The 5508-nt window shown below is 62.8% G+C and carries 5 protein-coding genes, 1 pseudogene and 1 CRISPR repeat array; of the genes and pseudogenes, 5 read left to right on the forward strand and 1 reads right to left on the reverse strand.

Annotated elements, in window-relative coordinates; translation table 11 throughout:
* Positions 1-410 (forward strand): annotated as a pseudogene (locus IRZ31_RS19860) (hypothetical protein); the annotation flags it as partial.
* 633 nt (positions 411-1043) lie between these two features.
* Positions 1044-1913 carry a tyrosine-type recombinase/integrase gene (locus IRZ31_RS19865; RefSeq protein WP_297157030.1) on the forward strand — a complete coding sequence of 290 codons (870 nt, stop codon included), beginning with the start codon at positions 1044-1046 and terminating at the stop codon, positions 1911-1913.
* On the opposite strand, the gene IRZ31_RS19870 is transcribed toward IRZ31_RS19865, so the two are convergent.
* Positions 1910-2209 carry a hypothetical protein gene (locus IRZ31_RS19870; protein ID WP_297157033.1) on the reverse strand — a complete coding sequence of 100 codons (300 nt, stop codon included), beginning with the start codon at positions 2207-2209 and terminating at the stop codon, positions 1910-1912. The two genes, IRZ31_RS19865 and IRZ31_RS19870, sit on opposite strands and share 4 nt — an antisense overlap.
* Before the next feature lie 299 nt (positions 2210-2508).
* Positions 2509-3211: a CRISPR direct-repeat array (repeat unit 37 nt; unit sequence GTCAGAATGCAGCTTGAGCCCGTTCTGGGATTGAAAC).
* A 355-nt stretch (positions 3212-3566) separates the two neighbouring features.
* Here IRZ31_RS19870 and IRZ31_RS19875 point away from each other — a divergent pair.
* The 3 genes from IRZ31_RS19875 to IRZ31_RS19885 all read left to right on the forward strand — a co-directional run.
* On the forward strand, positions 3567-4436 hold the full coding sequence (locus IRZ31_RS19875; RefSeq protein WP_297157036.1) for a tyrosine-type recombinase/integrase: 870 nt from the start codon (positions 3567-3569) through the stop codon (positions 4434-4436).
* Positions 4437-4610: 174 nt separating this feature from the next.
* The gene (locus IRZ31_RS19880; protein WP_297157039.1) at positions 4611-4880 is read left to right on the forward strand and encodes a hypothetical protein; all 270 of its coding nucleotides are present in this window, start codon (positions 4611-4613) and stop codon (positions 4878-4880) included.
* A 294-nt stretch (positions 4881-5174) separates the two neighbouring features.
* On the forward strand, positions 5175-5508 hold a 334-nt coding region (locus tag IRZ31_RS19885; protein WP_297157040.1), incomplete at its 3' end, for a hypothetical protein.

Raw genomic sequence — 5508 nt, forward strand, 5'->3', positions numbered from 1 at the left:
ACTGTCCTACGGGGCAGTGGGCTGCCGTCAACCAGCCCCGAAGCCCGGGCCGACGAGGCTGCGGGCAAGCCCCTGGCTTGAGCCAGGGGTCGTTGACATGGGACAGACTCATCAGGCTGCTGGAAGGGAAGGAAGCGATCTGGGGATACAATGCAGATTTTGACCGGCTGGCACTCGTTGCCAGTGCGCGACGGTATCAGCTGGCACTGCCAACCTGGCTGGCCGCCGCTGAGAGATGGCGGTGTGCCATGAGCCTCTACCGGGAGTGGATGGGATGGGATTGGGATGTCTCCCTGGAGCGCGCCTGCGCACATGAGGGAATTCTTGCAGGCTGGCACACTGCAGAGCTGGACGCGCGTTCGACCCTGGCGTTGTTGCGAGTGCTCGCCGGGCTGGAAGGAGAGCACTGAGAGCTGGTACAGGGGAAGGCTGGCGGGCGGGTCTGCCTGGATACTGGCAGTGACCCGCTGTTCGCGCGGGCCGGTGGCACAGGACCGGGCGCTGACCCGGCCCCCCGGCTCTGCTCTTCATGTCTTCTCTCCCACGCTCCCACGCAGCGATCTTCGAACGGCTCCCCTGGAGAGAGAACGCCGTCAGCATGCTGCTTTACCCGTTGAGGAATGAGAACGTTCCACCCCGTTCCCGTTTCCTTCCCAGGTGCTTCCCAGATCCTTTCCCCGTCACGAGGATATACTCGCAGTGTGTGAAAGTGCTGCGGGTCTTCCCTTCCCGAGCACCTTGTCTGGCTCTACCTGCGCTGGTTGAGCCCCGCTCCCGCCAGGTCAGTGCCATCTTCGCTCGCTCTCCAGGGATGCCAGGGAATGCATCCCTCCACGCTCCACAGACTGCTCCAACGCGGTCTAAACAGAGTGACGGAAGAACGGGGAAACTCGTCCCCTCCCCGCTCGCTGCCGTAGGGATGCTGGCAGCCCAGGGCAGCCGCCCTGCAAGGGACGGACACGGTTGAACCCTCGGGATGGTAAGTGGTGCGCGGCAGGGAACAAACCGACCTGGCAGATCCCTGCCGGCACAACAGGAGCATCATGCCCACGCATCGCAAGAGCCTGATCCGCGAGGCCGTCGAGCGGCTTGATCGCCTGATGGCCATCGGCGAGAGCCGGCTGTCGGCTAAGCAGACAGCTCGCCAGCAGGGCCAGCCCGACTGGACCTGCTCGACGGGGCGCATTCATTCCTATAAGACTCGCTCCGTTTACCAGGAGCAGTTGATCCGCTTCCTGAAGTGGACGCGGGCAACCTCTGGGCTGCGCCGGCTAGCCGAGGTGGAGGCCCACGCCGAGGAGCTGGCCACGGCCTATCTGCAGCACGGGATGCAGGCAGGATGGTCCGCCTGGACGCTGGCCACCACGCGCTCAGCGCTTCGGCTCTTCTTCGGCGATCGGGCGCTGGCGGCCGCGGTGACGCTGCCGCCGCGCCGTCGAGAGGACATCCGCCGCTCGCGGGGTCCGGTGGCACAGGACCGCGAACTGAACCCCGATCATTGGCAGGGACTGATTGATTTTCTGCGGGCAACAGGCTTGCGCCGGCGTGAAGTGGCGGCGCTGCGCGTAGGAGATCTCAACGAGGCTGCGGGGGTGGTCCTGGTGCGCCGAGGCAAAGGCGGACGGAGACGCCTGGTCCCCGTCCTGCCGGGCGTGGAGGAGCTGCTGCAGCAGCTGCAAGCAGGGCGAGAGCCAGAGGAGCGCATCTTTGCCCGCGTCCCTTCCCATCTGGACGTGCACGCCCTCCGGCGCGAGTATGCTCAGGCGCTCTATCGGCTGCTCTCGGGCGGGGCGCTTCCGCCAGCGACGGGCCGGCTGCGCCCCGCCGACTACGATCGGGTCGCAGTGGAACAGGTGGCTGTGGCCCTGGGCCACAACCGCGTGGATGTGGTCCTGCGCCACTATCTGCGCTAGCGGCCTTGCGGCTTCTGAAGCAGCGTCAGGATCTGCCCCACCTGCTGCTCTAACCGGTCAAAGCGCTGATCCATTCGGTCAAGGCGCTGATCCATTCGGTCAAGGCGCCCCGAGACCTGTGCAACCTCTCCATTCAGCGTGTCGAGACGCTGCTCGATCCGCTCTGTTCGCTCCTTGAGCGCGTCCAGGTCCATGCGAAGAATGCCATACAGAACCGTGGTATCCTTGGCGAGATTCCGGTAGACAAACTCAAGCTCGCTGACGCGCCGCTCCAGGTCGGCAATCCGCTGCTCCATCGCGCCCTCCTGTGATCCCAGACTCCGATCTGCCTCTACCATACCATCTCGCGCCGCCGCCGTCAACCTTTTCCGACGCGGTCCCTCTTGCTGCCGTTCTTGCCGCTCCTGCCGTTCGCTTCGAGGATCTCAGCTCCCGGCATTCCTCGCAGCGATCCTCGAAGGGCTGTTGAAGCCGTCTGAAGACCATATGGCCTGGCATCATGGCCGTATGAGCGCGTTCACTGCTGACCGCTTTTTCGGGATCATCGAAAAGGCTTGACGGAGGCCGCTCCAGATGCTACCCTAGAAGGGGTACCGTCAGAATGCCGCTCTCGCCCGTTCAGGGATTGAAACATAGCCCAGAGGGCATCTGAAGGGGACAGAGCCATGATATGTCAGAATGCCGCTCTCGCCCGTTCAGGGATTGAAACGAGTCGCAATGACTCCGATAGCCCTCCGCTTCCTCCGTCAGAATGCAGCTTGAGCCCGTTCTGGGATTGAAACAGACCATTCTTCGGGGTACCAATCCATGTAGATCAGGTCAGAATGCAGCTTGAGCCCGTTCTGGGATTGAAACTACAATTCCCGGAGCGATGGGCCGCCGTAGTTCCCAGTCAGAATGCAGCTTGAGCCCGTTCTGGGATTGAAACGGATTAACGATCACCGTCACTGCTGACTGTCCGCGATGTCAGAATGCAGCTTGAGCCCGTTCTGGGATTGAAACTGTCAATATCCCTCGCCGCAAGAGTTCTGCGGCGGGTCAGAATGCAGCTTGAGCCCGTTCTGGGATTGAAACTGGTAGGGAAAGGACAGCGACCGTCTTTTGGGGGAAAGTCAGAATGCAGCTTGAGCCCGTTCTGGGATTGAAACCCACTGGCCTTCATATACCGCCCTAACCGGCCTACAAAGTCAGAATGCAGCTTGAGCCCGTTCTGGGATTGAAACTCCCAGCGAATACGCCCCCGCTTCTCAATAGGGATGAGGTCAGAATGCAGCTTGAGCCCGTTCTGGGATTGAAAGTGAAGGCTCCAACGGAGACAAGACGCTGTCGCAGCAGGGGGACAGTTCGCCTGTGCATGTGCGCACCCCACGCCCTGCTTGCAAGCACCTGTGAGCGTCCCGCCGAGCTGGTTGAGTGCTGCTCCCGCCGGGTCAGGGTCTCCCTCGCCAGGGATGTCAGGGACCGCATCCCGCTCTCCCAAGACCGCGCAGCGCGGTCTAAACAGCGACACAGCAAGAACGGGGACTCGTCCCTTCCCCGCTCGCTGCCGTAGGGATGCTGGCAGCCCAGGGCATCAGCCCGGGGGACGGACATCGTTGAACCCCTGGGATGGAAATGGGAGGCACGGCGGAGCGCAGAGCCAGGAGCACGATCATGAGCAGGCATCGTAACAGTCTGATCCGCGAGGCCGTCGAGCGGCTTGATCGCCTGATGGCCATCGGCGAGAGCCGGCTGTCGGCTAAGCAGACAGCTCGCCAGCAGGGGCTGCCCGACTGGACCTGCTCGACGGGGCACATTCATTCCTATAAGACTCGCTCCGTTTACCAGGAGCAGACGATCCGCTTCCTGAAGTGGACGCGGGCAACCTCTGGGCTGCGCCGGCTGGCCGAGGTGGAGGCCCACGCCGAGGAGCTGGCCACGGCCTATCTGCAGCAGGGGATGCAGGCAGGCTGGTCCGCCTGGACGCTGGCCACCACGCGCTCAGCGCTGCGGCTCTTCTTCGGCGATCGGGCGCTGGCTGCCGCGGTGCCACTGCCGCCGCGCCGTCGAGAGGACATCCGGCGCTCACGGGGTCCGGTGGCGCAGGACCAAGAACTGAACCCGGCCCACTGGCAGGAGCTGATCCACTTCCTGCGGGCCACGGGCCTCCGACGCCGCGAGGTAGCGGCGCTGCGCGTAGGGGATCTCAACGAGGCTGCGGGGGTGGTCCTGGTGCGCCGCGGCAAGGGAGGACGAACACGCCTGGCCCCTGTGCTACCGGGCGTGGAGGAGCTGCTGCAGCAGCTGCAAGCAGGGCGAGAGCCAGAGGAGCGCATCTTTGCCCGCGTCCCTTCCCATCTGGACGTGCACGCCCTCCGGCGCGAGTATGCTCAGGCGCTCTATCGGCTGCTCTCGGGCCGGGCGCTCCCGCCAGCGACGGGCCGGCTGCAACCCGTCGACTACGATCGGGTCGCAGTGGAACAGGTGGCTGTGGCGCAGGGCCACAACCGCATGGATGTGGTCCTGCGCCACTATCTGCGCTAGCGGCCCTGGCATCATGGCCGCATGAGAGCAGTCAGCAGTGACCGCTCTTTGGGATCATCGAAAAGCCTTGACGGAGGCCGCTCCAGATGCTACGCTAGAGGGGGTACCGTCAGAATGCTGCTCTCGCCCGATGAGGGATTGGAAGGAACAAGCCATCGGCAAAAGGAGAAAGTCATGCCTACTCAGGAAGAGAGGCTGGCAGCAGTCGAGCGAGCTGTCATGGACATCAACCACAATGAGACGATCCTGCTCGGCATGGCAGTGAAGCATGAAGAGCTGCTGCGGGAGATCCGCGCAATGCTGGCTCAGCACGATCGGCGCTTTGATGCCCATGACAAGCGGTTCGACGTCCATGACAAGCGGTTCGATGAGCATGATAAACGGTTCGATCGGCTGGAGGCTCTGTTGATGCAGGTTCTCGCTCGTCTTCCTGAGCCTTCGTAAGCAGCCTCAGAACACCGCTCTCGCCCGCTCAGGGATTGGAAGGAAGGAACAGGGATTGAAACTAGCTCAGGGAACAGCCACCAGTACCATCCTGCCTGCGTCAGCGTGCAGCTCTCGCCCGATCCGGGCGTGAAACACTGCGAAATCCCAGGGACAGCATGAACAGATGGAGGTCCGAACACAGCGCAATCAGAGATTGACAACCTATTTGATCCTGATCCCTCTGCCTCGTCTTTCTATCTAGTAGCGACCGCTCGTCTCTCAAGCAGAGTCGTCAGGATAAGGAACTGGCTCATGAGGTTCGACTCTTCCCTCACCGATGCAACGCTCCTGTATACCCTTGTTCCCGGAGAGCAGGCTTTTTGCATCTTGCCGGATGGATCAGCCCTCATAGCACGCCGCGCCTTGGAGGAACAGGAAGACCTTCCACTATGGCTGCTCTCCATCCGCGATCGGTTCGGTCATATCTCTTCTCTCTCCCCAGTGAAAGGTGCTCTCCAGTATGCCTCGACTGAAGAAGTGCTCGCTCTGGCCGCCAGACGGGGAGGGAGAACCTGGCATGTGGGTCCTCCACCTCCTCCCCGGACGACCCAACCTTTGGGTGCTCCTCCCCCTGTCGATGTAGCGT

This window comes from Thermogemmatispora sp., assembly GCF_019683635.1.
Classification (GTDB): Bacteria; Chloroflexota; Ktedonobacteria; order Ktedonobacterales; family Ktedonobacteraceae; genus Thermogemmatispora.

Coding starts and splice junctions, on each gene's coding strand:
- IRZ31_RS19880 (WP_297157039.1), top strand. CDS start 4,611: ATGCCTACTCAGGAAGAGAGGCTGGCAGCAGTCGAGCGAGCTGTCATG.
- IRZ31_RS19865 (WP_297157030.1), top strand. CDS start 1,044: ATGCCCACGCATCGCAAGAGCCTGATCCGCGAGGCCGTCGAGCGGCTT.
- IRZ31_RS19875 (WP_297157036.1), top strand. CDS start 3,567: ATGAGCAGGCATCGTAACAGTCTGATCCGCGAGGCCGTCGAGCGGCTT.
- IRZ31_RS19870 (WP_297157033.1), bottom strand. CDS start 2,209: ATGGAGCAGCGGATTGCCGACCTGGAGCGGCGCGTCAGCGAGCTTGAG.